Source organism: Pseudoduganella umbonata (assembly GCF_014192225.1).
In the GTDB taxonomy this organism is placed as follows: domain Bacteria; phylum Pseudomonadota; class Gammaproteobacteria; order Burkholderiales; family Burkholderiaceae_D; genus Rugamonas; species Rugamonas umbonata.
On record NZ_JACHXS010000013.1, the window covers coordinates 102,708 to 128,237 of the forward strand.

At 64.4% G+C, this 25,530-nt stretch carries 23 protein-coding genes and 1 riboswitch; of the genes, 16 read left to right on the plus strand and 7 right to left on the minus strand.

The genetic code is table 11. The features are described from left to right. Positions 1–142 precede the first annotated feature (142 nt). Positions 143–352 carry a DUF4287 domain-containing protein gene (locus FHS02_RS26860; protein WP_137316109.1) on the plus strand — a complete coding sequence of 70 codons (210 nt, stop codon included), beginning with the start codon at positions 143–145 and terminating at the stop codon, positions 350–352. A 3-nt stretch (positions 353–355) separates the two neighbouring features. On the opposite strand, the gene FHS02_RS26865 is transcribed toward FHS02_RS26860, so the two are convergent. After that, entirely contained in the window at positions 356–1,453 is a 1,098-nt protein-coding gene (locus tag FHS02_RS26865) for an anhydro-N-acetylmuramic acid kinase (RefSeq protein WP_137316110.1), read from the minus strand. 175 nt (positions 1,454–1,628) lie between these two features. Beyond that, complete coding sequence (locus tag FHS02_RS26870) at positions 1,629–3,014, minus strand: M23 family metallopeptidase (protein WP_137316111.1); 1,386 nt, start codon at positions 3,012–3,014, stop codon at positions 1,629–1,631. A gap of 323 nt (positions 3,015–3,337) precedes the next feature. On the opposite strand from FHS02_RS26870, the gene tyrS reads away from it, so the two are divergent. From tyrS to FHS02_RS26890, 4 genes are read left to right on the plus strand one after another with little or no spacing between them, the layout of a single operon-like run. Further along, entirely contained in the window at positions 3,338–4,498 is a 1,161-nt protein-coding gene (gene tyrS / locus FHS02_RS26875) for a tyrosine--tRNA ligase (protein WP_371861433.1), read from the plus strand. Next, positions 4,495–4,944: a D-aminoacyl-tRNA deacylase gene (gene dtd, locus FHS02_RS26880; protein ID WP_137316113.1), complete on the plus strand. Its 450-nt coding sequence runs from the start codon at positions 4,495–4,497 to the stop codon at positions 4,942–4,944. The genes tyrS and dtd overlap by 4 nt, the downstream gene beginning before the upstream one ends. A 23-nt stretch (positions 4,945–4,967) precedes the next feature. Continuing rightward, positions 4,968–5,606: a YbhB/YbcL family Raf kinase inhibitor-like protein gene (locus FHS02_RS26885; protein ID WP_137316114.1), complete on the plus strand. Its 639-nt coding sequence runs from the start codon at positions 4,968–4,970 to the stop codon at positions 5,604–5,606. After that, complete coding sequence (locus FHS02_RS26890; protein ID WP_137316115.1) at positions 5,603–6,244, plus strand: histidine phosphatase family protein; 642 nt, start codon at positions 5,603–5,605, stop codon at positions 6,242–6,244. Before FHS02_RS26885 ends, FHS02_RS26890 begins: the two co-directional genes overlap by 4 nt. Positions 6,245–6,486: 242 nt before the next feature. On the opposite strand, the gene FHS02_RS26895 is transcribed toward FHS02_RS26890, so the two are convergent. Then, positions 6,487–8,871 (minus strand): glycoside hydrolase family 31 protein, encoded by a 2,385-nt coding sequence (locus FHS02_RS26895; protein WP_217496857.1) that lies wholly within the window; start codon positions 8,869–8,871, stop codon positions 6,487–6,489. Between the two features lie 274 nt (positions 8,872–9,145). Between FHS02_RS26895 and dusB the strand changes: the two genes are divergently transcribed. The 8 genes from dusB to FHS02_RS26935 all read left to right on the plus strand — a co-directional run bounded on the left by dusB (position 9,146) and on the right by FHS02_RS26935 (position 15,735). Further along, positions 9,146–10,162 carry a tRNA dihydrouridine synthase DusB gene (gene dusB / locus FHS02_RS26900; protein ID WP_137316116.1) on the plus strand — a complete coding sequence of 339 codons (1,017 nt, stop codon included), beginning with the start codon at positions 9,146–9,148 and terminating at the stop codon, positions 10,160–10,162. Positions 10,163–10,204: 42 nt separating this feature from the next. Next, the gene (locus FHS02_RS26905) at positions 10,205–10,438 is read left to right on the plus strand and encodes a helix-turn-helix domain-containing protein (protein WP_131147721.1); all 234 of its coding nucleotides are present in this window, start codon (positions 10,205–10,207) and stop codon (positions 10,436–10,438) included. Between the two features lie 91 nt (positions 10,439–10,529). Further along, the gene (gene purH, locus FHS02_RS26910; RefSeq protein ID WP_137316117.1) at positions 10,530–12,128 is read left to right on the plus strand and encodes a bifunctional phosphoribosylaminoimidazolecarboxamide formyltransferase/IMP cyclohydrolase; all 1,599 of its coding nucleotides are present in this window, start codon (positions 10,530–10,532) and stop codon (positions 12,126–12,128) included. 117 nt (positions 12,129–12,245) lie between these two features. Next, entirely contained in the window at positions 12,246–12,776 is a 531-nt protein-coding gene (ruvC, locus tag FHS02_RS26915; protein ID WP_137316118.1) for a crossover junction endodeoxyribonuclease RuvC, read from the plus strand. A gap of 35 nt (positions 12,777–12,811) precedes the next feature. Continuing rightward, positions 12,812–13,393: a Holliday junction branch migration protein RuvA gene (gene ruvA / locus FHS02_RS26920; RefSeq protein ID WP_137316119.1), complete on the plus strand. Its 582-nt coding sequence runs from the start codon at positions 12,812–12,814 to the stop codon at positions 13,391–13,393. A gap of 15 nt (positions 13,394–13,408) precedes the next feature. Beyond that, a complete protein-coding gene (gene ruvB, locus FHS02_RS26925; RefSeq protein WP_137316120.1) occupies positions 13,409–14,458 on the plus strand; it encodes a Holliday junction branch migration DNA helicase RuvB in 1,050 nt (349 codons plus the stop codon). A 13-nt stretch (positions 14,459–14,471) separates the two neighbouring features. After that, the gene (locus FHS02_RS26930; protein ID WP_137316121.1) at positions 14,472–14,924 is read left to right on the plus strand and encodes a YaiI/YqxD family protein; all 453 of its coding nucleotides are present in this window, start codon (positions 14,472–14,474) and stop codon (positions 14,922–14,924) included. Between the two features lie 40 nt (positions 14,925–14,964). Continuing rightward, the gene (locus FHS02_RS26935; RefSeq protein ID WP_217496858.1) at positions 14,965–15,735 is read left to right on the plus strand and encodes a glutaminyl-peptide cyclotransferase; all 771 of its coding nucleotides are present in this window, start codon (positions 14,965–14,967) and stop codon (positions 15,733–15,735) included. 420 nt (positions 15,736–16,155) lie between these two features. On the opposite strand, the gene FHS02_RS26940 is transcribed toward FHS02_RS26935, so the two are convergent. The 4 genes from FHS02_RS26940 to FHS02_RS26955 all read right to left on the minus strand — a co-directional run bounded on the left by FHS02_RS26940 (position 16,156) and on the right by FHS02_RS26955 (position 22,272). Continuing rightward, the gene (locus FHS02_RS26940) at positions 16,156–16,614 is read right to left on the minus strand and encodes a DUF2147 domain-containing protein (protein ID WP_137316122.1); all 459 of its coding nucleotides are present in this window, start codon (positions 16,612–16,614) and stop codon (positions 16,156–16,158) included. A gap of 99 nt (positions 16,615–16,713) precedes the next feature. Next, complete coding sequence (locus FHS02_RS26945) at positions 16,714–19,527, minus strand: valine--tRNA ligase (protein ID WP_137316123.1); 2,814 nt, start codon at positions 19,525–19,527, stop codon at positions 16,714–16,716. Between the two features lie 280 nt (positions 19,528–19,807). Then, complete coding sequence (locus FHS02_RS26950; RefSeq protein WP_137316124.1) at positions 19,808–21,409, minus strand: methyl-accepting chemotaxis protein; 1,602 nt, start codon at positions 21,407–21,409, stop codon at positions 19,808–19,810. Between the two features lie 194 nt (positions 21,410–21,603). Continuing rightward, complete coding sequence (locus FHS02_RS26955; protein WP_137316125.1) at positions 21,604–22,272, minus strand: hypothetical protein; 669 nt, start codon at positions 22,270–22,272, stop codon at positions 21,604–21,606. A 97-nt stretch (positions 22,273–22,369) separates the two neighbouring features. Further along, a riboswitch (TPP riboswitch) is annotated at positions 22,370–22,476 on the plus strand. 64 nt (positions 22,477–22,540) lie between these two features. On the opposite strand from FHS02_RS26955, the gene thiC reads away from it, so the two are divergent. The 3 genes from thiC to FHS02_RS26970 all read left to right on the plus strand — a co-directional run bounded on the left by thiC (position 22,541) and on the right by FHS02_RS26970 (position 25,529). After that, complete coding sequence (gene thiC / locus FHS02_RS26960) at positions 22,541–24,421, plus strand: phosphomethylpyrimidine synthase ThiC (RefSeq protein ID WP_137316126.1); 1,881 nt, start codon at positions 22,541–22,543, stop codon at positions 24,419–24,421. Positions 24,422–24,519: 98 nt separating this feature from the next. Then, positions 24,520–24,720 carry a sulfur carrier protein ThiS gene (thiS, locus tag FHS02_RS26965; RefSeq protein ID WP_137316127.1) on the plus strand — a complete coding sequence of 67 codons (201 nt, stop codon included), beginning with the start codon at positions 24,520–24,522 and terminating at the stop codon, positions 24,718–24,720. 17 nt (positions 24,721–24,737) lie between these two features. Further along, the gene (locus FHS02_RS26970) at positions 24,738–25,529 is read left to right on the plus strand and encodes a thiazole synthase (RefSeq protein WP_175424909.1); all 792 of its coding nucleotides are present in this window, start codon (positions 24,738–24,740) and stop codon (positions 25,527–25,529) included. Position 25,530: the final 1 nt, after the last annotated feature.

The window sequence follows — 25,530 nt, forward strand, 5'->3', positions numbered from 1 at the left end:
TGAGAACATTGTCGATCATAGTGCCGCTCGAACGTCGTACGCAGGAGTAAGCCATTTTGGAGGCAATGTTTCCTGAAAAATGGGGTACGTCCCCATTTTCCACACGTCGTCGCCATGAAACCCACTACCAAGGAGAGCACCTATGTCCGACCAACCCAAGGGTCCCGCGTCCTATTTCCCGTCGATCGAACAGCGGTACGGCCATCCGGTGGCCCACTGGTTCGCCCTGCTGGGCGAGCAGGGCAGCGGCCGCAAGCACATGGAACTGGTGACTTGGCTGAAGAAGGAGCACGGGCTCGGCCATGGGCATGCGAACGCGCTGGTGGCCCATCACCTCGCGCAGGCGAAGTAGCGCTCAGCGCGGATACAGGGCACCCAGCACGCGTTCGCCGCGCGCGCCGGTGACCGAGGGCAGGTTGCCCGTCTTGCGCTCATCGAAGCGCCATGCGAGCCAGGCCCAGCACAAAGCCTCGACGTGGGACGGATCGGCGCCCAGTACCGCCGTTGTCTGCACCTTTACGCGCTCGCCCAGTTCTTCCGCCAGCATGCGCAGCAGCGTACCGTTGAATGCGCCGCCGCCGCAGACGTACAGCGCATCGGTCTCCGGGGCATGGGCGTGGATGCCGCGTGCCAGCGATGCCGCGGTGAAGCGCGTCAGCGTCGCGGCCACGTCGGCCGGCGCGGCGCCGGAAAAGCCGGCCAGGCGCGCGCGCAGCCAGTCCAGGTGGAACAGGTCGCGGCCCGTGCTTTTCGGCGGCGGCAACGCAAGATAAGGCTCCGACAGCAGCACGGCCAGCAGGTGCGGCAACTCCTGGCCGGTGGCCGCCCAGGCGCCGTCCGCATCGTACGGCTTGCCAAGGTGGAGGCGGGTCCATTCGTCGATCAGCACGTTGCCGGGACCGGTATCGAAACCCGTCACGTGCCCGCTCGCCTGCAGGATGGAGATGTTGCCGATGCCGCCGATATTGGCCAGCACCCGCGTCCTGCCAGGCTCGCCGAACAGCGCATGGTGTGCCGCCGGCACCAGCGGTGCTCCCTGGCCGCCGGCCGCCACGTCGCGCGAACGGAAGTCCACGATCGCATCGATGCCGGTCAGCTCGGCAAGCAGGGCGCCATTGATCGTCTGCCGCGTGAATCCCAGCTCCGGGCGATGGCGGATCGTCTGGCCATGCGCGCCGATCGCGCGCACGTCGGCCGCCTGCATGCCGGACTGTTCCAGCAACGCCGCGGCGCATTCCGCGTACACGCGCGCAATGCCGTTGCCGGCCAGCGCTTCGCGTTCCACTTCATTGTCGCTGGCCGCCTGCAAGGTACGCAGTTCGGCCAGCAGCGCGGGCGGGTAGGGCACGTGGTGGGCCGCCATCGTGCGGGCCGCGCCGGCCCAGAAGTCGACCAGCACGCCGTCGACACCGTCGAGGCTGGTGCCCGACATTAATCCTATGAACAAGCTCATCGTGTAACGCGAAAGCGCGCAGGGGGGAAGATTGCGCCATTGTGCCCGATGTGGTCCAGTGTTAGCCAGCTAACGGTCGGGGCCACGGCCGCGGCGTACACTGGTTTCACAGTGAGGGAGGAAGGAAAAACGGCGCCCCTCGGGGCGCCGTCTTTCTACCGGACTAGGGTGTGATTTACTTCTGCGCCAGCGTATCGGTCGACGCAGCGCCTTGCGGGCGCAGCAGTGCGAAACGGTGGGCGATTTCGCTGGACACCATCTTGAAGCGCGCCATCTCGGCGGCGGTCAACGGTGCCTGCGTGATGGAGCCGAGCTTGGTCGGATCCTTCGACTGGCCACCCACGCGGAACTCGTAGTGCAGGTGCGCGCCGGTCGACCAGCCGGTCGAACCCACATAGCCGATCAGTTCGCCCTGGCGGATTTTCTGGCCCTTCTTCAAGCCCGAGGCAAAGCGGCTCATGTGTGCATACGCGGTGGTGTAATTGTTCCAGTGCTTCAGCACCACGACATTGCCGTAGCCGCCCTGGGTGCCCGCGAAGTCGACGACGCCATCACCCGCGGCGCGGATCGGGGTGCCGGTCGGCGCAGCGAAATCGATCCCCTTGTGCGCTTTCCAGTTGCCCGAGATCGGGTGTACGCGCATCGAGAAACCGGACGAGATACGGGAGAACTCCAGGGGCGACTTCAGGAAGCCTTTTTTCAGCGCCTTGCCGTCCAGGCTGTAGTAACCGCCACCCTGCTTGCTGACCGGATCTTCATACCAGACGGATTGATGCGTCACGCCGCGGGTGGTGAACTCGCCGGCCAGGATACGGCCAGCCTTGACGAATTCGCCATCCTGCCAGAACGTTTCGTAGACCACGTTGAAGCGGTCGCCCCGCTTCACGTCGGAGCGGAAGTCGATATTGTTCGAGAACATTTCCACGATCTGGCGCACGACGGCATCGGGCAGGCGCGCACCGTCCGCATCGGAATCGGTGGCCGCGAACAGCGTGGTCTTGATTTCACGCGCATGCATTTCCACGCGGCGTTCCAGCTTCACGGGCGACTCTTCCGCCACGAAGCTTTCGCCCTTGCGCTTGACAGCGATGTTCTTGACCGGCACGTCCTGGCCGTCGACGACGCTGGCGCGCAGCCACAGCAGCTGGCCGTTGTCATCCGTTTGCGCCAGTACGCGCTTGCCGCTGCGCAGCTGCATGATGGCCTTGGCGGTCTTGTCCTTCTTGATGAAGGTCTCGGCAGCGGTGTCGTCGACACCCAGGCGATGCAGCAGCGTAGCCAGCGTGTCGCCGGCACGGATGCGCTCTTCGCGCATGTACTTTTCCGTGCCGTCCTGGGCTTCGAGTGCGTTGATCTGGGAAGACAGGTTCGGAGAGGCGAGATCTTGCGTGACTGTGGTCACCGGCATGTCGCCGGCATCCGGAGCAAGCGGAGCCACGCCGGCGGCGCCGAAGGCGCACAAGGCGAGGGCCACTGCGGACGCGCTGACGATGCGGGCCTTGCGGGTCGAACCTAGCAGATGGTACAAGCGCGAGCTTGTGAACTTATGTATAGGGTTCATGCAATCAGTTAAAATTTGCCGCTTGAACTGTTGAATTTTTGCTTTTTTGTTCTAACTTGTTGATTTATTTAGTTTTCGTTGGGCAAGATTGACGGGATCGGGCATTATAACAAACTCCTGCGCAACGCCAACATATTGAGAAAATTTTCGGATACATGGATACAAATTCCCCGGCGCCAGGCGCTTCAGCTTCAGCATCAGGACCAGCTTCAGGACCAGCTTCAGTTCCAGTTTCGACCGCGGCTTCCGCTACTTCCGCTTCCAATCCGCCATTGCCTCTTAGTGACACCGTACTAGAAGCACTCGCCATTGCCAAGAGGGGCGTGGACGAATTGCTGATCGAAAGCGAGTTCGCTCAGAAACTTGCGCGTTCCGAAGCGAGCGGCGTGCCGCTGCGCATCAAGCTGGGCCTGGACCCGACGGCACCCGACCTGCACCTGGGCCACACCGTGGTGCTGAACAAGATGCGCCAGCTGCAGAACCTGGGCCACCAGGTGATCTTCCTGATCGGCGACTTCACGTCGATGATCGGCGACCCTTCGGGCCGCAATGCCACGCGTCCGCCGCTGACCCGCGAGCAGATCGAACTGAACGCCCAGACCTACTTCAAGCAGGCTTCGCTGGTGCTCGATCCCGCGAAGACGGAAATCCGCTACAACTCCGAATGGTGCGACCAGCTCGGCGCGCGCGGCATGATCCAGCTGGCTTCGCGCTACACGGTGGCGCGCATGATGGAACGCGACGATTTCGCCAAGCGCTTCAAGAATGGGACACCGATCTCGGTCCATGAGTTCCTGTACCCGCTGATGCAGGGCTACGATTCGGTGGCGCTGAAGAGCGACCTGGAACTGGGCGGCACCGACCAGAAGTTCAACCTGTTGGTCGGCCGCGAACTGCAGAAGGACTGGGGCCAGGAGCCGCAGTGCATCCTGACGATGCCGCTGCTGGAAGGCCTCGACGGCGTCGACAAGATGTCGAAGTCGAAAAACAACTACATCGGCATCACCGAGCCGGCCAATACGATGTTCGCCAAAGTGATGAGCATTTCGGACACGATGATGTGGCGCTACTACGAGCTGCTGTCGTGGCGCTCGCTCGACGACGTCGCGGCGCTGAAGAAAGCCATCGAAGGCGGCGCCAACCCGCGCGATGCGAAAGTGGCGATCGCCCAGGAAATCGTCGAGCGCTTCCACTCGCGCCAGGCGGCCGAGGATGCGCTGGCCGACTTCGTCAACCGCTCGAAGGGCGGCATTCCGGACGACATCGCCGAAATCGCCGTCGGCGGCGCGCCGCTGGGCGTGGCGCAACTGCTCAAGCAAACCGGACTGTGTGCATCGACCTCCGAGGCGATGCGCATGATCGACCAGGGCGGCGTGCGCATCGACGGTACCGTCATCAGCGACAAGGCGCTGAAGGCCGAAGCCGGCACGTTCGTGCTGCAGGTCGGCAAGCGCAAGTTCGCCCGCATCGTCCTGTCGGCATGATCGCCCTGCTGCAACGGGTGACGGCGGCGCAGGTCGTCGTCGACGGCGCCGTGGTCGGTGCCATCGATGCGGGGCTGATGGTGCTGGTCTGCGCCGAGAAGGGCGATACCGAGAAGGACGCGGACGCGCTGCTGGCCAAGCTGCTGGGCTATCGGGTCTTCGCCGACGACGCCGGCAAGATGAACCGCAGCGTCGCCGACGTGGCCGGCGGCCTGCTGCTGGTGCCCCAGTTCACGCTGGCCGCGGACACCCGTTCCGGCACCCGGCCTTCGTTCTCGCCGGCCGCCGCGCCGGAAGACGGCAAACGCCTGTTCGACCATTTCGTGCGCCAGGCCGGCTTGCGCCATGCGATCGTCGAGACCGGGCGGTTCGGTGCCGACATGAAAGTGACGTTGACCAACGATGGTCCGGTAACCTTTTGGCTCCAGACAGGTCCAAGTAAATAATAACGAACCCAAAGGACAAACTCATGAAGCTGTGGAGCGATTCATTCAAGAATGGCGCCGCGATTCCCGCCGAATACGCGTTCGCCGAGCCCGATCCGGAAACCCGCGTGCGCCTGGCGGGCAACCGCAACCCGCACCTGGCCTGGGACGATATTCCGCCCGGCACTACCTCGCTGGTGCTGTTGTGCATCGACGGCGACGCGCCGACGGTCGGCACGGACGTCAACCAGGAAGGCCGGACGCTGCCGCTGGAGTTGCCGCGCGGCGACTTCTATCACTGGGTACTGGTGGACATTCCGCCATCGCTGTCCAGCCTGCCCGCCGGGTCGCACTCGGCCGGCGTCACGCCGCGCGGCAAGCAGGGCCCCATCATTGCCAACGGCGGCACGCACCTGCGCCACGGCCTGAACGACTACACCGGCTGGTTCGCCGGCGATCCGGACATGAACGGGCGCTACTTCGGCTACGACGGCCCGTGCCCGCCGTGGAACGACGAGCGCGTGCACCATTACATTTTCCGGCTTTACGCGATCGACGTGCCGCAACTGCCCGTCGACGGCGATTTCACGGCCCAGCAGGCGCTCGCGGCGCTGCACGGCCATATCCTCGACGAGGCGCAGATCATCGGCACGTACACCTTGAAAAGCGTCCAGCGCGCATGACGACCGAACTGCTGCTGATCCGTCATGGCGAGACGGCATGGAATGCCGTGCGCCGCCTGCAGGGGCACCTGGACATCGGCCTGAACGACGCGGGCCGCCGCCAGGCTGCCGCGCTGGCGCGGGCATTGGCCGCCGAACCGCTGGCGGCCATCGTGGCTTCGGACCTGCAGCGCGCGATGCACACCGCCGAGGCGGTCGCTGAATATCATCACGTGCCGTTCCACACGGACCGCGAACTGCGCGAGCGCGGCTATGGCGTGTTCGAAGGCCTGCTGTATACAGAGATCGAAGAGCGCTACCCGGACCACTTCGCCGCATGGCAGGGACGGCACGTGGATTCCATCATGCCGCACGGCGAACGCCATGCGGAAAGCTTCCGGCATTTCTACGAGCGCTGCATCGCCGCCATCGGGCGCTGGGCCGCGCAGTATCCCGGCCGGAAGATCGCCATCGTCGCCCATGGCGGCGTGCTGGAATGCGCCTACCGCGCGGCCCGCGGCATGTCGCTCGACAGCCCGCGCGACTTCCAGGTCCGCAACGCCAGCATCAACCGCTTCACCTGCGCCGACGGCAAGCTCGCGCTCACGCACTGGGGCAACGTCGACCACCTGGCCCAGGCACTCGACGACATCGTCTGAAAAGTTGCCCGAAAAATGGGGACGGACCCTGTTTTTCAGGCAACATCCAACGCCAAAACCGGTGACAGGCACCTATTAATCTGGAATATTTTCGTGCACCCACCAGCTCGTGGAGGCCAAGACATGTTTCCAGAAAACCGGAGCCTGTCACCGGTTTTGAGAAATGTTTCCAAAAAACCGGAGCCTGTCACCGGTTTTGAAGAAATGTTTCCAAAAAACCGGAGCCTGTCACCGGTTTTGCCTTAGCGGCCGATCACCTTGACCAGCTTCGGTGCCGCGGCGGAGAAGCCGGAGGGGCCGCCGCTGGCGCTCAGCGTGCCGTCCGACTGCTTCCAGCGCAGCTTGCCGCTGACCACGCCCTTGCCCTTCTCGTAGTCGTACGACAGGCCGTCGTCGTCGTACAGCGTGAACTCGGCATCGCCGGCGCCCGGGTAGACGAGGATCTGCTCGATCGCCTGCTTGCCGGCGGTCGACTGCACGGCGGCGCCCAGCGGCACGATCGAGCCGGCCTTGACGAAGACGGGGATCCGGTCGATCGGTGCGGCCACCTTCACCCACTGCCCGCCGGCCAGCTTTTCATTGGTCCACCAGTCATACCAGTCGGTGCCCGCCGGCAGGTAGACATTCTTTTCCGTCTGCCCCTGCTCCGTCACCGGCGCCACCAGGAACGCCGGGCCGAACATGTACTGCGTGCCGATGTTGGCCACGTTCGGATCGGTGCCGAAGTCCATCCACAGCGGGCGCATGAACGGCGCACCGGTGTCGTACGTCATCTTCGCCTGGCTGTAGATATAGGGAATCAGCTGGTAGCGCAGGGCGTTGAACTTCGCCATCACCGCCTCGGCCTGCTTGCCGAACGACCACAGTTCCGCTTCCTTGCGCGAGCCGTGCAGGCGCAGGGTGGGCGTGAATGTGCCGTACTGGAACCAGCGGGTGTGCAGTTCCGGGTAGTCGTGGTTCTGGCCGACGACATTGCGGGCATCCGACGGATCGAGCAGCGGCGCCTTGGTGGCTTCGGTCGTCTGCGGCAGGTTTTGCCAGCCGCCGATGTCGTTGCCCCAGTAGGCGATGCCCGAAGCGGTCATGTTCAGGCCGGCCGGAACCTGGCGCGCCAGTGCTTCCCACGTGGATTTGATGTCCGACGACCAGAACAGCGCACCGGTCCGCTGCGAGCCGAGATACGCGGCGCGCGACAGGATCAGCACGCGGCGGTTCGGCTTCCACGCGCGCATGCCCTCGGCAAAGCCTTCGGTGTGCACCAGCGGATACAGGTTGCGGTAGCGGTCGCCTGTCCCGATCGAATAGCGGAAGCCGTCCGGTACCAGGTCCGGTTCGGTTTCGTCCAGCCACGGGTAATCGAAGCCGCGCGACAGCACGTTGTCGCGCACCTTTTCAAAGAACCATTTGCGGGCAGCCGGGTTGGTCGAGTCGATCAGCCCGCCGGTACGGTCGGAACGGAACGGCAAGCCGTCCTGCGTCTTGCCGTCCTTGTCCTTCAGCATGTAGCCCTTGGCGTCCAGCTCGTTAAAATAGCGGCCCGCCGTCTCGAAGCGGGGCCAGATCGAGATGATCGACTGCATGCCCATGTCGTGCAGCTGCTTGTTCATGCCTTCCGGATCGGGGAACTGCGCCGGGTCGATGTCGAGCTGGCCCATCCGCGTCCAGTAGAACCAGTCGACCACCATGATGTCGAGCGGGTAGCGCTTCTCGCGGTAAGTCTTGGCGATGCGCAGCACCTGGTCCTGGCTGTCGTAGCGCGCCTTCGACTGGATCAGGCCGAACGCGGCCTTGGGCGGGATCGGCGTCTTGCCCGTCACCCGCGCGTAGCCGGAATACAGTTCGTCGGCGTTCTTGCCGGTAATGATGAAGAAGCTGACCCGTTCGCCCACGTTGGACTGGAAGCGCGTGGTACCCAGCACGCCTGCGCTGAACCGCGTGGCGGACGGGTTGTCCCACACGATGCCATACCCTTTCGACGACACCATGAACGGCACGCACACGGTTTCGCCGCCGGGCGCGTCGTACCAGTGCTTGCAGTCGAGCGTGCGGCCGCGCAGGTCCAGTCCGGACAGCGATTCCTGGTTCTGGCCCATGCCGTAGTAATGCTCGTCGGCCGGCGCGTGGAACTCGGCGCCGACCTGCCAGGTTTTTTCTTCATTGACGGTTTGCGGCGACATCTCCCAGCCCGTCATCTTCAGGATCTGCTGCCCCTGCGCGTTGCGCACGTCCAGCCCGACCGGCGCCAGCGACGGCGCGAAGTATTTCTGGCTTTGCGTGGGAATCGACGGCACCGCCGGCGGGTTGATCCGCAGCGTCATGCCGCTCGACGTGAACGTGTCGCCATCGGCGGCCGGGCGATGCTGGAAGGCCTTGTTATCGGCGTGCTGCGCGATGATCCCGTACCCCGGGCCTTTCAATACCTCGGCCTTGTCCACCGCGATCGTCACGTGCACGATGTTCGGGCCATAGGCCTCGACCGACACGAACGCGCCGTTGCGGTCGAGTGTCGCGAGCGGCGCAGCGCTGGCAGTGGCCGCCATGCCGGCCAGCAGGAAGGCGGAAGCAATGGCCGAGGCCAGCCGGGTAGGGGGGCTGCCGGCAGGGCGCCGCGCGGTCAGGGGCATCATCGTCATCTCCGTGCTCATCTCCATGATCGTTTTTGTTAGCTACCACGCCAGTGTTAGCGCTATCGCGATGATCGGACAGCATTGGCGTTATGTCAACCACGATTGGGCAGGGCCGGCACCGGCACGTTCGTCCGAAAAATTTCCCTATATAACTCCTTGTTTCATAACCGGAAAGCTGCACACTTGTCCGTTTAATACAGATTCGTGCGTATTAATTGAGCAGCGCTTGGGTTAGAATTGCAGGTTCCTCTGGCAAGTCTCCTTTGATACCCAAGTGCAAATCGGTCCTTATCAACTGCGCAACAACGTGTTCGTGGCCCCAATGGCGGGCGTGACGGACAGGCCATTCCGGCAACTCTGCAAGGAACTCGGGGCCGGCTATGCCGTCTCGGAAATGGCCGCGGCCAACCCGCGCGTATGGGCCAGCGAGAAAAGTGCTCGCCGTACCGACCACACCGGCGAAATGGAGCCGAAGGCGGTGCAGATCGCCGGTTCCGATCCGCAGGAACTGGCCGATTGCGCCCGGTTCAACGTGGACAAGGGCGCCCAGATCATCGACATCAACATGGGCTGTCCCGTGAAAAAGGTGTGCAACAACTGGTGCGGCTCGGCGCTGTTGCAGTTCGAGGACCTGGTCGAAAAGATCCTGCATGCCGTGGTCGGCGCGGTCGATGTGCCCGTCACGCTGAAGTTCCGCACCGGCTGGGACCGCGCGAACAAGAACGCACTGAACATCGCCCGCATCGCCGAGGATGCCGGCATCCGCATGCTGACGCTGCACGGCCGCACCCGCGCCGACGGCTATACCGGCGATGCGGAATACGACACCATCGCCGCCGTCAAGGCAGCCGTCGGCATCCCGGTAGTGGCCAACGGCGACATCACCACGCCCGAAAAGGCCCGCTTCGTGCTGGACCGGACGGGCGCCGATGCGGTGATGGTCGGCCGCGCCGCCCAGGGCCGGCCCTGGATTTTCCGCGAGATCGACCATTACCTGCGTACCGGCACGCACCTGCCACCGCCGCTGGTGGCCGAAGTGCGCAAGCTGATGGACGAACACCTGCGCGCCCACTACGCCTTCTATGGCGAATACCTGGGTGTGCGCACCGCGCGCAAGCATATCGGCTGGTATGTGCGCGACCTCCCGGGCGGGGAGGATTTCCGGCAGGAGATGAACCGCCTCGAGTCCACCACCGACCAATTGCGCGCCGTGGACGGCTTCTTCGAATCCCAGTGGAAGCATGGCGAGCGGTTACAATACCGCCTCGCCGAAGACATGCTGGCCGCCTGACATGGCGCCAGATCGGCAAATTATTACGTTAAATAGAAGAACATGAGCAAAGAAAGTATCCAGGAAGTTGTCACGAAGAGCCTCGAAGAGTATTTCAACGACCTGGGCGAACAGCAACCGTCGAACATCTACGACATGGTCGTGATGACCGTCGAACGGCCGATCCTGCAAGTGGTGATGCACCGCGCCGACGGCAACCAGTCGCATGCCGCGCAAATGCTGGGCATCAACCGCAATACGCTGCGCAAGAAGTTGCAGGAGCACGGCCTGCTGTAAGGCTTTTCGTCCGGCCCTTGGGAGTGGCTGCGGCGGCCACTTCGTGCCGGCGGGCGCTCGATAACAAGAATTTTCAACCTGGACTACAGCCATGATCAAACAAGCTCTCCTTTCCGTTTCCGACAAGACCGGCGTTCTCGATTTCGCCCGTGCACTGTCGGCGATGGGCGTCAAACTCCTGTCCACCGGCGGTACCGCCAAGCTGCTGCAGGAAAACGGCCTGGTCGTGACCGAAGTCGCCGACTACACCGGCTTCCCGGAAATGCTCGATGGCCGCGTGAAGACGCTGCACCCGAAAGTACACGGCGGCATCCTTGCCCGCCGCGACTTCCCGGAACACATGGCCAAGCTGGATGAACATGGCATTCCAACGATCGACATGGTCGTCGTCAACCTGTACCCGTTCCAGGCCACGGTGGCCAAGGATGACTGCACGCTGGACGACGCCATCGAGAACATCGACATCGGCGGCCCGGCCATGCTGCGCTCCGCGGCGAAGAACCACAAGGATGTCGTGGTGATCTGCGACCCGGCCGACTATGGCCACATCCTGGCCGAGATGAAGACCACGGATAACTCGCCGGGCTACATCAGCTACGAAACGCGCTTCAACCTGGCAAAGAAGGTGTACGCGCACACCGCCGCCTACGACGGCGCGATCACGAACTACCTGTCCAGCCTGGGCCCGGACCGCTCGCACGCCAGCCGCGGCGCGTTCCCGCAGACGCTGAACGTGGCGTTCGAGAAGGTGCAGGACATGCGTTACGGCGAAAACCCGCACCAGGGCGCCGCGTTCTACCGCGATACGAAGGCCGTGCCGGGCGCGCTGGCGAACTACCGCCAGCTGCAGGGCAAGGAGCTGTCGTTCAATAACATCGCCGACGCCGACGCGGCCTGGGAATGCGTGAAGAGCTTCACCGGCATGGACCAGCCGGCAGCCTGCGTGATCGTCAAGCACGCCAACCCGTGCGGCGTCGCGCTGGGCGGCTCGGCCGTGGAAGCCTACAGCCGCGCGCTGCAGACCGACCCGACTTCGGCGTTCGGCGGCATCATCGCCTTCAACGTGGAAGTCGACGCCGCGGCGGCAACCGAACTGGCCAAGCTGTTCGTCGAAGTGCTGATCGCGCCGTCGTTCACGGAAGAAGCGAAGAAGATCATGTCCGCCAAGCAGAACGTGCGCCTGCTGGAGATCGCCCTGCCAAGTGAGCAAATGAGGGGTGTCAACCCGTTCGACTTCAAGCGCGTGGGCGGCGGCCTGCTGGTGCAGTCGGCCGATGCCAGGAACGTGCTGCTGGCCGACACCCGCGTGGTGACGAAGAAGCAGCCGACCCCGCAGCAGCTGGCCGACCTGATGTTCGCCTGGAAAGTGGCGAAGTTCGTGAAGTCGAATGCGATCGTCTTCTGCGGTAACAACATGACGCTGGGCGTGGGCGCCGGCCAGATGAGCCGCATCGATTCGGCCCGCATCGCCTCGATCAAGGCGCAGAACGCCGGGCTGGCGCTGGCCGGTTCCGTGGTGGCTTCCGATGCCTTCTTCCCGTTCCGCGACGGCCTGGACGTGGTGGTGGACGCCGGCGCGACCTGCGTGATCCAGCCGGGCGGCTCGATGCGCGACCAGGAAGTGATCGATGCCGCCGACGAGCGCGGTGTCGTGATGCTGTACACCGGCACGCGTCACTTCCGCCATTGATTCACTGCCGGGCCCGTGTCACCGTGCCTGGCACCGGGACACGGGCCCGACAGTAGTTTCTGCACCATTCGGCGCCCGCGAGTAGCGGGCGCTTTCTTTCCTGCATATAATCCCCAGATGATCATTCTCGGCATCGACCCCGGCCTGCGTACCACCGGCTTTGGCGTCATCCACAAGCAGGGCACCAAGCTGCGCTACATCGCTTCCGGCACCATCAAGAGCGGCGAAGGGGATTTGCCCACGCGCCTGAAGGTCATCCTCGACGGCGTCATGGAACTCACGGCCACTTACCAGCCGGACTGCGCCGCCATCGAAAAAGTGTTCGTCAACGTCAATCCCCAATCCACGCTGCTGCTGGGCCAGGCCCGCGGCGCGGCCATTTGCGGGCTGGTCAGCGGGGCGCTGTCGGTGGCCGAATATTCGCCCACCCAAATCAAGCAGGCCGTGACCGGCACCGGCAAGGCCGCCAAGGAACAGGTGCAGCAGATGGTGGCGCGCCTGCTGACGCTGCCCGGGCTGCCCGGCACCGACGCGGCCGACGCGCTCGGCGTCGCGATCTGCCACGCCAATTCGCACGACACGCTGGCGGCCATTGCCGCCACGGGCATGACACAACTGCACATGAAGCGCGGCCGCCTGGTCGGCTAAACTCTTCCCATCTTTTGAAAACGTAAGGCTGCGCCATGATCGGACGTCTCTCCGGTGTTCTGCTTGAAAAAAATCCGCCCCAGTTGCTGATCGACGTGCAAGGGGTCGGCTACGAGGTCGACGTGCCGATGAGCACCTTCTACAACCTGCCGCACACGGGCGAGCGCGTGATGCTGTTCACCCATTTGACCGTGCGCGAGGATGCCCACCTGCTGTACGGCTTCGGCCATGCGGAGGAACGCGTCGTCTTCCGGCAGCTCATCAAGATCAGCGGCATCGGCGCGCGCATGGCGCTGGCCATCCTGTCCGGCATGTCGATCGCCGACCTGTCGCAGGCCGTCACGCGCCAGGAAGCGGGGCGCCTCGTCAAGATACCCGGCATCGGCAAGAAGACCGCCGAGCGCCTGCTGCTGGAACTGAAGGGCAAGCTGGGCGCGGACCTGGGCAGCGTGGGCGGCGTTGCCGCGGTGCCGGATGCGCAGACCGATATCCTGAACGCGCTGATCGCGCTCGGTTATTCGGACAAGGAAGCGCTGCTGGCGCTGAAGACCGTGCCGGCCGGCGCCTCGGTGTCCGATGGCATCAAGCAGGCGCTGAAAGCACTGTCGAAGGGTTGATGGGGAAAATGAGCGATGAGCATTCAGACAGATAGTTTCACCGAACAGCGCATCATCGATGCCGCCCCCTCGTCGCCGAACGAGGAAGCGATCGAACGCGCGCTGCGCCCCAAGCTGCTCGACGAATACGTGGGCCAGCAGAAGATCCGCGAACAGCTCGAGATCTTCATTTCCGCCGCCAAGAAGCGCAGCGAGGCACTGGACCACACGCTGCTGTTCGGCCCGCCGGGCCTGGGCAAGACCACGCTGGCCAACATCATTGCCCGCGAGATGGGCGTCAACCTGCGCCAGACGTCCGGCCCCGTGCTGGAGCGCCCCGGCGACCTGGCCGCGCTGCTGACCAACCTCGAAGCGAACGACGTGCTGTTCATCGACGAGATCCACCGCCTGTCGCCGGTCGTCGAGGAAATCCTCTATCCGGCGCTGGAGGATTACCAGATCGACATCATGATCGGCGAAGGCCCGGCCGCCCGCTCCGTGAAACTGGACCTGCAGCCGTTCACGCTGGTGGGCGCCACCACCCGCGCCGGCATGCTGACCAACCCGCTGCGCGACCGCTTCGGCATCGTCGCGCGCCTGGAGTTCTATACAACCGAGGAACTGGCGAAGATCGTCACGCGCAGCGCCGCGCTGCTGAAGGCAAACATCGACGACACGGGCGCGCATGAAATCGCCCGCCGCGCGCGCGGTACGCCGCGCATCGCCAACCGCCTGCTGCGCCGCGTGCGCGATTACGCGGAAGTGAAAGGCAATGGCGACATCACGAAGGACGTGGCCGATGCCGCGCTGGTGATGCTCGACGTGGACACGGTCGGTTTCGACGTGATGGACCGCAAGCTGCTCGAAGCCGTGCTGTTCAAGTTCAACGGCGGCCCGGTCGGCATCGGCAACCTGGCTGCGGCGATCGGCGAAGCCGCCGACACGATCGAGGACGTGCTGGAACCCTACCTGATCCAGCAGGGCTATCTGCAGCGCACGCCGCGCGGCCGCGTGGCAACGCCGGCCGCCTACGAGCACTTCGGCCTGAAGCCGCCGCGCACCAGCCTCACCGGCGAACTGTGGTAATGCGAGGGATGCCATGAGGATCTGGGTCGATGCCGACGCCTGCCCGGGCGCCGTCAAGGAAATCCTGTACCGCGTGGCCGACCGCGTGCAGGTCGACGTCACGCTGGTGGCCAACCAGCTGCTGCGGGTGCCGCCGTCGAAATATGTGCGCTCGGTGCAGGTGCCTGCCGGCTTCGACGTGGCCGACCGCGAAATCGTGCGCCTGGCCGAAGCGGGCGACCTGGTGATTACGGCTGACATTCCGCTGGCGGCGGATATACTGGAAAAAGGCGCCCATGCGCTCAACCCGCGCGGCGACTTCTATACGCCGGACAACATCGCGCAACAACTGACGATGCGCGCCTTCATGGACGAACTGCGTGGCAGCGGCGTCGATACGGGCGGCCCGTCGGCATATGGGCAGGCGGACCGCCAGCGTTTTGCCAACGCGCTGGACGGCCACCTGCGCCGCCATTTGAAGAAATAATGGTTCAATAAGTAATTCACCCGATCGCCGGAGGCCGACCATGCTGATGAAAACATTCGTTGCCGCGCTGGCGCTGGCCTGCAGCGCTGTCGTGCAGGCCGCCGTGCCCGTCTATGGCTATGTTGTCAAGAACACCTATCCGCACGACGCGGCCGCCTTCACGCAGGGCCTGTTCTATCGCGACGACGTGCTGTACGAAAGCACCGGCCAGTATGGCGCCTCGTCGATCCGCAAGGTGGAACTGGAAACGGGCGAGGTACTGCAAAAACGCGACTTGCCGGCCAATTATTTCGGCGAGGGCATCGCCCCCGTCGGCGAGCGCATCTTCAGTCTCACGTGGACCAACGAACAGGGATTCGTCTTCGACATCGACACGTTCGAGCAGGTGGGTTCGTTCGGCTACCAGGGCCAGGGCTGGGGGCTGACCGGCGACGGCAAGGTGCTGTACATGAGCGATGGCACCGCCTTCCTCCGCGTGCTCGATCCGGCCACGATGGGCGTGCTGCGCCGCATCCGCGTCACGGCCGACGGCATTCCGGTGGCGCAGATCAACGAACTCGAATGGGTGGGCAACGAGATCTTCGCCAACATCTGGCAGACCGACCGCATCGCCCGGATCGATCCGTCGACCGGCCAGGTGCGCGGCTGGATCGACCTGAGCGGGCTCGACGAACTGGCCGGTACCGCGCCGGGTTCGGACAATGTGCTGAACGGCATAGCCTGGGACAGCAAGGGCCGCCGCCTGTTCGTCACCGGCAAGCGGTGGCCGAAACTGTTCGAGATCCGCCTGACGAGACGCCTGGGCAAATAGCGCCCGGCCGGATAGCTGCAGGACGGCTGCCGGGCGCCCGGCCTGCCTTCAATTGTCGTGCCCGGGCTGACAAGTTCCGGGCAATTCGCCTATGGACGCCATTGTCCGTCTCTGATATTTCGTGGCAGCGCGGTTTGTCGCGGGCCGCTTACAAATTTGCGGCAATCTCACTGAACCCTTATGCGATGCCGATGCCCATAATGAAAGCATCACACGATGAAAGCATCACACGAACGTTCGTCGCTTCGCGGACAGGGGCGGCGGATACCAGACAGGAGCCGGTTTCACGGGTCGGCCGGAAACGGCTCCGCCAGCGCCAAGTGGCAGGAAGTGTTGTAACTTTGGGGGCTTCGGCCCCCGTTTTTTTGCCGGCTCTTCAGCCTCCGCGGTGCCCGTTCCTGCCTGTATGCCCCTGCCTGCCTACTCCTGCCTGATCCACGTCTGCGACCGGCCCAGCGCCGGTATGCCGATATAGCCGCGCACTTCCAGCTTCGCGCCGCCTTCCAGCAGCTTCATCCTGCTCTTGTAGACCTTGCCGTTTTCCGGGTCGAGGATGGTGCCGCCGCCGTAGGCGTCGCCATCCTTCTTCATGCCGTCGATGATCGACAGCCCGATGACGGGCCGGCCCTTGTCCTCGCCCTTGCAGTTGTCGCAGGTCGGATGCTGGTCTTCGCCAGGGGCGCGGTACAGCTTTTCGACGCGCCCCTTCAACACGCCGTTCGACTCGCTGATGCGGATGTCGGCCTTCGGCTTGCCGGTCTGGTCGTCGATGCTTTTCCACAGGCCGACGGCGGAAGCGTTACCGGCAAGCGCGGGCAGGGCGGTGGCAAGAAGGGAAAGGGTGAAAAACAGCGGGGCGGTGCAGCGCGCGGCTCGCATCGGCGTCTCCTTGGAATGATTGTCCGCGCAGTGTAGCGCAGCCGACAAAAAAGCCGGAGCGGGCGAACCCGGTCCGGCTTTGCAAACCGAAAAAAAAACTTACTCGGCCGGCAGTTTGGCGAATTGCTCGCGCAGCTTGTCGAGCGTGGCCGAGAAGGTGGCGACGCGTTCCTTCTCCTGCGCCACCACGGCAGCAGGGGCACGCGCCACGAAGCTCTCCGAGGACAGCTTGCCGGAAGCCTTGGCCACTTCGCCTTCCAGGCGGGCGATTTCCTTCGACAGGCGCTCGCGTTCGGCCTTCACGTCGATCTCCACCTTCAGCATCAGCTTGGTGGTGCCGACCACGGACACGGCGGCCGGCGACTCCGGCAGCGCATCGACGATCTGCACTTCGGACAGCTTGCCCAGCATCTGGATGTACGGTGCGAAGGCGGCGACCTTGTCCTTGTCGGCAGCGGTGGCTTCGACGATCAGCGGCACGCGCACCGACGGCGACAGCTTCATTTCGCCGCGCAGGTTGCGCGTCGCATCGGTCAGGCCCTTCAGCTCGGCGATCCATGCCTCGGCGGCCGTATCGATGGCGGCTTCGTTGGCGATCGGGTACGGCTGCACCATGATCGACTTGCCTTCGGTGTCGCCTTCATTTTTCCCATTATCAGCGAGAGGCGCAACCGTCTGCCACAGCTGTTCGGTCACGAACGGGATCACCGGGTGCGCCAGGCGCAGCACCACTTCCAGCACGCGCAGCAGCGTGTTGCGGGTGGCGCGCTGCTGGCCCTCGGTGCCCTGCTGTACCTGCACCTTGGCCAGTTCCAGGTACCAGTCGCAGTACTCGTCCCACACGAACTTGTAGATCGCCGTGGCGATATTGTCGAAGCGGTAGTCGGCAAAGCCCTTCGCCACTTCCTGCTCGGTGCGATTGAGCAGCGAGACGATCCATTTGTCGGCCGGCGACAGGTCCGCATCGCTGGCGCTGCAATCCTTGCCTTCCGTGTTCATCAGCACGAAGCGGGTGGCGTTCCACAGCTTGTTGCAGAAATTGCGGTAGCCTTCGGCGCGGCCCAGGTCGAAGTTGATGTTGCGGCCCAGCGAAGCATAGCTGGCCATCGTGAAGCGCACCGCGTCGGTACCGTAGGCCGCGATCCCTTCCGGGAATTCCTTGCGCGTGGCCTTGGCGATCTTTTCCGCGGCCTTCGGATTCATCAGGCCCGTGGTGCGCTTGGCCACCAGTTCCTCGATGCCGATGCCGTCGATCAGGTCGATCGGGTCGAGCGTGTTGCCCTTCGATTTCGACATCTTCTGGCCCTGCGAGTCGCGCACCAGGCCGTGCACGTACACGGTCTCGAACGGCACCTTGCCGGTGAAGTGGGCGGTCATCATCACCATCCGGGCGACCCAGAAGAAGATGATGTCGAAGCCCGTCACCAGCACGGAGGAGGGCAGGAACGCCTTCAGGTCAGGGGTCTCTTCCGGCCAGCCCAGCGTGGAGAACGGCACCAGCGCGGACGAGAACCACGTGTCCAGCACGTCGCTGTCGCGGCGCAGCGCGCCGGTGCTGCCGGCCGCCTGCTGCTTGGCCAGTGCCTCTTCCTCGGTGCGTGCGACGAAGATATTGCCGGCTTCGTCGTACCACGCCGGGATCTGGTGGCCCCACCACAGCTGGCGCGAGATGCACCAGTCCTGGATGTTGTTCAGCCACTGGTTGTATGTCGTGGTCCAGTTTTCCGGCACGAATTTGATTTCGCCCGAGGCGACTTTTTCCAATGCCACGTCGGTGATCGACTTGCCCGGATTGAACGTGCCTTCCGGTGCCGGCTTGCTCATGGCGACGAACCACTGGTCCGTCAGCATCGGTTCGATGACCACGCCGGTACGGTCGCCGCGCGGCACCATCAGCTTGTGCGGCTTGACCTGTTCCAGCAGGCCCAGCGCTTCCAGGTCGGCGACGATCTGCTTGCGCGCGGCGAAGCGGTCCAGGCCACGGTAGGCTTCCGGCGCGTTGTCGGCGATCTTCGCATCCAGCGTCAGGATCGACGGCATGTCCAGGTTGTGGCGCTGGCCCACCGCGTAGTCGTTGAAATCGTGCGCCGGCGTGATCTTCACGCAGCCGGTGCCGAACGCCTTGTCGACATAGGAGTCGGCGATGACGGGGATTTCGCGATCGGTCAGCGGCAGCTTGAGCAGCTTGCCCACCAGCGCTTCATAGCGCTCGTCGGTCGGGTCGACTGCCACGGCCACGTCGCCCAGCATCGTTTCCGGGCGGGTGGTCGCCACCGTCAGCGTGCCGCTGCCGTCGGCCAGCGGGTACTTGATGTACCACATCGAGCCGTCTTCTTCTTCCGATACCACTTCCAGGTCGGAAACGGCGGTGCCCAGCACCGGATCCCAGTTCACCAGGCGCTTGCCGCGGTAGATCAGGCCCTGTTCGAACAGGCGCACGAACACTTCCGAGACGACCTTCGAGCGCGGCTCGTCCATCGTGAAGTACTCGCGGTTCCAGTCCGGCGAGGTGCCGAGGCGGCGCATCTGGCCGGTGATCGTCGAACCGGATTTTTCCTTCCACTCCCAGACCTTTTCAACGAACTTTTCGCGGCCCAGGTCATGGCGCGAGATCTTCTGCGCGTCGAGCTGGCGCTCGACGACGATCTGCGTGGCGATGCCGGCGTGGTCGGTTCCCGGAATCCATGCCGTGTTATGGCCCAGCATGCGGTGGTAGCGGGTCAGGCCATCCATGATCGTCTGGTTGAACGCGTGGCCCATGTGCAGCGTGCCGGTCACGTTCGGCGGTGGCAGCTGGATGCTGAAGGAGGGCTGCGAGAGGTCCATCGAAGCGGCGTAGTAACCGCGCTTCTCCCATTCGCTGCGCCAGAACTGTTCAATGTCGGCAGGCTCGAAAGACTTGGCTAATTCCATGATCCGGGATGTAATTTTGGCGAAAACGACCATTATAAAGCGGCCGGCGTACCCCGATGCCGCGGAAAAAAGAAAACCGGTGACAGACACCGGTTTTCTGGGAATATTTCCGCAGCGCAGCGCAGCGCTGCGGCGTGCTCTCATTGGCGTCGATGAAATGTTTCAGATTAACAGGAGCCTGGGAGGAGAGAAGGCCTGCAGGCCTTCCGCGCTACGCAGGCGAGGAGCGATGCTCCCCGCAACCCCTGCTTCGCCACCGGTTTTGCCGGTTTTGTCGGCTTCAGGCGGCCAGCCTGGCGCGCTCGCGGGGCTGCTGGCCGGCGCGCCGGGCTTCCACCTTGAACACGGCAATGGCCTGCGCCACGCAGCGCGTTTGCTGGACCAGCTCGCCGGCCGCCGCCGCGGCCTGTTCGACCAGCGCGGCGTTCTGCTGCGTGATGTCGTCGATCGAGGCCACGGCCTGGTTGACCTGGCCGATGCCGAGGCTTTGTTCCGACGCCGTGTTGGAGATTTCGTTCATCACCTGCTTCACCTGGGCGACGGAGGCGATGACGTCGGCCATGATCGTGCCGGCGCTGCTGGTGAGCCGGGTGCCGGCGTCCACCTTGTCGATCGACTGGTCGATCAGCGTCTTGATCTCCTTGGCCGCGGATGCGGAACGCTGGGCCAGCGCGCGCACTTCGGAAGCCACCACGGCGAAACCGCGGCCCTGTTCGCCCGCGCGGGCCGCTTCGACAGCCGCGTTCAGCGCCAGGATATTGGTCTGGAAGGCGATGCCGTCGATGATGCCGATGATGTCGAGGACCCGGTGCGAGGAAGCACTGATGCCTTCCATCGTGGTGACGACCTGCGAGACCACGTCGCCGCCCTGGCCGGCCATTTCCGAGGCGCGCTCGGCCAGCCGGTCGGCATCCGCCACGTTGGTGGCGCTTTGCCGCACGGTGGAGTTCAGCTGTTCCATGCTGGCCGCGGTTTCCTGCAGGCTCGATGCCTGCGACTCGGTGCGGCCCGACAGGTCCATGTTGCCGCTGGCGATTTCGCCGGTGGCCCGCTCGATCATGGCGAAATTGCTGCGCACGTCGCCGATGATGCTGCGCAGGTTGATGCTCATCTGGCGCAGCGCGGCCAGCAGTTCGCCCGTTTCATCGTCGCGCGCGGCCTCGAAGGTGGCGGTCAGGTCGCCGCCGGCCAGTTGCCGCGCCAGGCCCGTGGCCGTGCGCAGCGGTGCGGCGATCGCGCCATGCAGCGTCCAGCCCAGGTACAGCGAAGTTAGTGCCGCCAGCGTGGCAATCGTGGCCAGCAGATTGCTGCCGTTGCCGAACAGACTGGCCGCGCAGGCCGCCAGCACCACTGCCGGCAGCGCGCCGGCCAGCACCAGCCGGGCCGGCAGCGACAGGCGCATGCGCGCAACCAGCCGGTGCAGCGGTCGATCCGCTGTCACCTTGCCGCGGCTGATCTTCAATCCCTGCGCCTTGCCGTTCCTGAACGCGGCGTAAGCCTGCGCGGCCTGCTCGACCATCTCGCGGCTGGGCCGCGTGCGCACCGACATGTACCCGACCGGCTTGCCGTTCTCGATCACCGGCGTGACGTTGGCCAGCACCCAGTAGAAGTCGCCGTTCTTGCAGCGGTTCTTGACCATGCCGGTCCACGGATAGCCACGGCAGATCGAGCGCCACATGTCGGCGAAGGCTTCAGCCGGCATGTCCGGGTGGCGCAGGATGTTTTGCGGCGCGCCGATCAGTTCTTCCTCGGTGAAGCCGGAAATGTGGATGAAGTACGGATTCGCGTAAGTGATGTTGCCTTGCAGGTCCGTCGTCGAAACGATGGTCTTGCCTTCCTGGAGAAGGACTTCATGGCCGGTAACAGGCAGGTTGGTCCGCATGGGCCCTCGCTTTCTCATGGTCTGGATAAGGATGCCGGGGGCATCGCATGCGTCGCACTGGCTGGGGGACGGTGGGTGATGCCTCGGGCATCGATGACGGCTGGGACCGGGCCGTCGGAAGTCAGCCGCAAGCTTAGCAGACAGAAGTAGCGAAGAATAGTGGAATGTATCCTATAGGCAACAATCGTCGGCGCCTAACTGCCCGCTGGACACGTCACGCTCCACGGCAGCAGTTCGTTGCGGGTGCGCCGCACCGAGACGCGGGCTTCGCCGGCGATGTCGTTCTCGAACACGAGCACCGGCAAGCCATCCTTGCCACGATCGAGTCCGGTGAGCCGGTAGCCGCGCGAGCGCGACGGCGCGCACGACGTGTTACCCGCCATCAGCAGGCGCGCGCTGCCGAGGATGCCGGGGTGTTGCTGAAGCAGCATCAGGATGTCCATCTCCGCCAGCGGCTGGAACAATCGTACCGGCGTGTCGGGCTGGGCGCCGCATTGGGGAGCGTGATGGATCCAGACCAGTGTCTGCGGCGGGCCGGCTTCGCGCCAGCGTGTTTCCTTGCCGGCGCGCGGGTCGTATTCGTACACGGAGCGCGGCTGGCGGCACAGCGGCAGCACGGCGCGCTGTGCCGGTCCGTCGACGGTGGCGGTGACGCGGCGCTTGCCGCGTTTTCCTTTTTCACGGCTCACGTTGAACTGCGGCCGGAGCAGGCCACGGCCTCCCTGCGCGGCGGCATGCGTGTTGTACCAGTCGAAGAACGACTCCTGTTCGGCCGGCGTGGCCGTCCTTGGTTCCGGTGCGGCCGCGATCGCCGCCTCCGCCTGCATCGCTGCCGCCAGCGCGGCGGCTACCCACTTGCGCATCGTTATCCTTTCGTCGAGATACCGATTATAGGCGTTAGTGCTTGCAGTAAAGGCACGGTTCATGTCTATAATGACGCCGCTGCCTTCATCGAAGGCGGCAAAACGCTAGGGGTCCTGCGCATGGCTACAGCCGTGCACGGGTGAGAAATACCCTCCGAACCTGATCTGGATAATGCCAGCGAAGGGAAGCTTAAGGATCGTTGCACCCATGTCTTCGGGTGCGCTCGTCCTCATCTCCTTTGCTGGCTCCTGCCCAAAGGAGCCAAAATTGAACGCCCATCAAAAGTTCCTCGCCAGTACCGCCGAGGTAGACAGTGCCGCCATCGCGCCGCTGCCCAATTCCCGCAAGATCTACGTGACCGGCAGCCGCCCGGACATCCGCGTGCCGATGCGCGAGATCAGCCAGGCCGATACGGCCGCCTCGTTCGGCCATGAAGTCAATCCGCCGGTGACGGTGTACGACACCTCCGGCCCGTACACGGATCCGGACGTGTCGATCGACATCCGTGCCGGCCTCGCGCCGGTGCGCGCCGGCTGGATCGACGCGCGCGGCGATACCGAGGAGCTGGCCGGTCCGACCTCCGACTACGGCAAGGCGCGCCTGGCCGATGCGTCGCTCGACGCGCTGCGCTTCGACCTGCACCGCACGCCGCGCTGCGCCAAAGCCGGCGCCTGTGTGACGCAGATGCATTACGCGCGGAAGGGCATCGTCACGCCCGAAATGGAATACGTGGCGATCCGCGAAAACATGCGCCGCCGCGAGTACCTCGAAGCGATGCGCGCCGCCGGCCCGCTGGGCACCAGGATGGCCGAGCTGCTGGGCCGCCAGCACCGCGGCGAGTCGTTCGGTGCTTCCATCCCGCAGGAAATCACCGCCGAATTCGTGCGCGACGAAATCGCCCGCGGCCGCGCGATCATCCCCGCCAACATCAACCACCCGGAACTGGAGCCGATGATCATCGGCCGCAATTTCCTCGTGAAGGTCAATGCCAACATCGGCAACTCCGCCGTCACCTCGTCGATCGGCGAGGAAGTGGAAAAAATGACGTGGGCGATCCGCTGGGGCGGCGACACGGTGATGGACCTGTCCACCGGCAAGCATATCCATGAAACGCGCGAATGGATCGTGCGCAACAGCCCGGTGCCGATCGGCACGGTGCCGATCTACCAGGCGCTGGAAAAGGTCAATGGCAAGGCCGAGGACCTGACCTGGGAAATCTTCCGCGACACGCTGATCGAACAGGCGGAGCAGGGCGTCGACTACTTCACGATCCACGCCGGCGTGCTGCTGCGCTACGTGCCGCTGACGGCGAACCGGCTGACCGGCATCGTCTCGCGCGGCGGCTCGATCATGGCCAAGTGGTGCCTCGCACACCACAAGGAGAATTTCCTGTACACGCACTTCGAGGACATCTGCCAGATCATGAAGGCGTACGACGTGTCGTTCAGCCTGGGCGACGGGCTGCGTCCCGGCTCGATCTACGACGCCAACGACGCCGCGCAACTGGGTGAACTGAAGACGCTCGGCGAACTCACGCAGGTCGCCTGGAAACACGACGTGCAGGTGATGATCGAAGGCCCCGGCCACGTGCCGATGCAGCTGATCAAGGAAAACATGGACCTGCAGCTGGAGCAATGCGGCGAGGCGCCGTTCTATACGCTCGGCCCCCTGACGACCGACATCGCACCCGGCTACGACCACATCACGTCCGGCATCGGCGCCGCGCAGATCGGCTGGTACGGCACCGCGATGCTGTGCTACGTCACGCCGAAGGAACACCTGGGCCTGCCGAACAAGGACGACGTCAAGGAAGGCATGATCACCTACAAGATCGCCGCCCACGCCGCCGACCTGGCCAAGGGCCACCCGGGCGCGCAGATCCGCGACAACGCGCTGTCGAAAGCGCGCTTTGAATTCCGCTGGGACGACCAGTTCAACCTGGGCCTCGACCCCGACCGCGCACGCTCGTTCCACGACGAAACGCTGCCGAAGGAATCGTCGAAGGTGGCGCACTTCTGCTCGATGTGCGGCCCGCATTTCTGCTCGATGAAGATCACCCAGGAAGTACGCGAGTACGCCGCCAGCGGCATGCAGGAAAAAGCCATCGAGTTCGTCAAGACGGGCAGCCAGCTGTACCAGAAGGCCTAGAAACATTTCCAGGAACCGGGGTCAGACCCCGATTTTTGGAAGCATTTCTTAAATTCGGGGTCTGACCCCGGTTTAAGGCAACTTTCGGATACACGACTATGGAAATCGTATTGAACGGCGCGCCGCGGCCGTTGCCGCCGGGGCAGACGCTGGCGGAGCTGGTGGCGGCGCTGCAACTGGAAGGGCAGGCGCTGGCGCTGGCGGTCAATCGCAGCGTGGTGCCGCGGCAACGCTGGGCCGACGTGGCACTGAGCGCGCAAGACCGTGTGGATATCGTCCGCGCCATCGGCGGCGGATGAACAACAGGAGAGAGACGATGCAAACGAACGATGAAGACCTGCTGACCATCGCAGGCAGGCAATACCGCTCGCGCCTGCTGGTGGGCAGCGGCAAGTACCGCGACCTCGACCAGACCCGTGCCGCCACGCTGGCGGCCGGCGCGGAAATCATCACCGTGGCGATCCGCCGCGTCAACATCGGCCAGGATCCGCATGCGCCGAACCTGCTGGACGTGGTGCCGCCCTCGGAATTCACGATCCTGCCCAACACGGCCGGCTGCTACACGGCGAAGGATGCGGTCTACACGCTGCACCTGGCGCGCGAGCTGCTGAATGGCCACAAGCTCGTCAAGCTCGAAGTGCTGGGTGACGAGCGCACGCTGTTCCCCAACATGCCGGAAACCCTGGTGGCCGCCAGGGAGCTGGTGAAGGACGGTTTCGACGTGATGGTCTACTGCAGCGACGATCCGATCCAGGCGCGCATGCTGGAAGACATCGGCTGCGTGGCCGTGATGCCGCTGGCATCGCTGATCGGTTCCGGCATGGGCATCCTGAATCCGTGGAACCTGTCGCTGATCATCGAGCAGGCCAGCGTGCCGGTGCTGGTCGATGCCGGCGTGGGGACCGCATCGGATGCGGCGATCGCCATGGAGCTCGGCTGCGACGGCGTGCTGATGAACACGGCCATCGCGGCGGCCGGCGACCCGGTGCGGATGGCGCGCGCCATGCGCCTGGCGGTGGAGGCAGGGCGCGATGCGTACCTGGCCGGACGCATGCCGCGCAAGTTCGCGGCATCGCCGTCATCGCCGATGGCCGGCCGGCTGGCGTGAG

Coding starts and splice junctions, on each gene's coding strand:
- FHS02_RS26860 (WP_137316109.1), top strand. CDS start 143: ATGTCCGACCAACCCAAGGGTCCCGCGTCCTATTTCCCGTCGATCGAA.
- FHS02_RS26865 (WP_137316110.1), bottom strand. CDS start 1,453: ATGAGCTTGTTCATAGGATTAATGTCGGGCACCAGCCTCGACGGTGTC.
- FHS02_RS26870 (WP_137316111.1), bottom strand. CDS start 3,014: ATGAACCCTATACATAAGTTCACAAGCTCGCGCTTGTACCATCTGCTA.
- dtd (WP_137316113.1), top strand. CDS start 4,495: ATGATCGCCCTGCTGCAACGGGTGACGGCGGCGCAGGTCGTCGTCGAC.
- FHS02_RS26885 (WP_137316114.1), top strand. CDS start 4,968: ATGAAGCTGTGGAGCGATTCATTCAAGAATGGCGCCGCGATTCCCGCC.
- FHS02_RS26890 (WP_137316115.1), top strand. CDS start 5,603: ATGACGACCGAACTGCTGCTGATCCGTCATGGCGAGACGGCATGGAAT.
- FHS02_RS26895 (WP_217496857.1), bottom strand. CDS start 8,871: ATGATGCCCCTGACCGCGCGGCGCCCTGCCGGCAGCCCCCCTACCCGG.
- FHS02_RS26905 (WP_131147721.1), top strand. CDS start 10,205: ATGAGCAAAGAAAGTATCCAGGAAGTTGTCACGAAGAGCCTCGAAGAG.
- purH (WP_137316117.1), top strand. CDS start 10,530: ATGATCAAACAAGCTCTCCTTTCCGTTTCCGACAAGACCGGCGTTCTC.
- ruvC (WP_137316118.1), top strand. CDS start 12,246: ATGATCATTCTCGGCATCGACCCCGGCCTGCGTACCACCGGCTTTGGC.
- ruvA (WP_137316119.1), top strand. CDS start 12,812: ATGATCGGACGTCTCTCCGGTGTTCTGCTTGAAAAAAATCCGCCCCAG.
- ruvB (WP_137316120.1), top strand. CDS start 13,409: ATGAGCATTCAGACAGATAGTTTCACCGAACAGCGCATCATCGATGCC.
- FHS02_RS26930 (WP_137316121.1), top strand. CDS start 14,472: ATGAGGATCTGGGTCGATGCCGACGCCTGCCCGGGCGCCGTCAAGGAA.
- FHS02_RS26935 (WP_217496858.1), top strand. CDS start 14,965: ATGCTGATGAAAACATTCGTTGCCGCGCTGGCGCTGGCCTGCAGCGCT.
- FHS02_RS26940 (WP_137316122.1), bottom strand. CDS start 16,614: ATGCGAGCCGCGCGCTGCACCGCCCCGCTGTTTTTCACCCTTTCCCTT.
- FHS02_RS26945 (WP_137316123.1), bottom strand. CDS start 19,527: ATGGAATTAGCCAAGTCTTTCGAGCCTGCCGACATTGAACAGTTCTGG.
- FHS02_RS26950 (WP_137316124.1), bottom strand. CDS start 21,409: ATGCGGACCAACCTGCCTGTTACCGGCCATGAAGTCCTTCTCCAGGAA.
- FHS02_RS26955 (WP_137316125.1), bottom strand. CDS start 22,272: ATGCGCAAGTGGGTAGCCGCCGCGCTGGCGGCAGCGATGCAGGCGGAG.
- thiS (WP_137316127.1), top strand. CDS start 24,520: ATGGAAATCGTATTGAACGGCGCGCCGCGGCCGTTGCCGCCGGGGCAG.
- FHS02_RS26970 (WP_175424909.1), top strand. CDS start 24,738: ATGCAAACGAACGATGAAGACCTGCTGACCATCGCAGGCAGGCAATAC.